Below are 361 nucleotides of genomic sequence, written 5' to 3' on the forward strand. Positions count from 1 at the left end.
GCGGGGTCGGTGTCGTTGGCCAGGACGTCCACGAGGGTCTTGCCGCCTGCGGGCAGCAGCGCGGTGTCGGTCACCACGATCGGCGCGCCCTCGGCCGCCGACGGCGGCAGCACGTCCACGCGCACCAGACCCGTCGTCGCGTCCGGGCCGTCGGTCACCTGGTACGTCAGGTCGTACGAGCGCGGCTCCATCGACACGAACGTGAACGTGCCCGCGTCGTAGTTCGGCGTGATCTCGGCCGGTGCCGACTCCGACACCGACGCCAGGCGCAGCTCGTCGCCGTTCGGGTCCGTGTCGTTGCGCAACGGCTCGACCGTCACCGGCTGCCCCGCGGGCACCACCACGTGGTCGCTCACCGCGA

General features: G+C 72.6%; 1 protein-coding gene. It reads right to left on the minus strand.

Annotation, left to right across the window (positions count from 1 at the left end; translation table 11 throughout):
- On the minus strand, nt 1-361 hold a 361-nt coding region (locus GJV82_RS19710), incomplete at both ends, for an Ig-like domain-containing protein (protein ID WP_196217324.1).

The organism is Cellulosimicrobium composti (genome assembly GCF_009711085.1).
GTDB lineage: Bacteria > Actinomycetota > Actinomycetes > Actinomycetales > Cellulomonadaceae > Cellulosimicrobium > Cellulosimicrobium composti.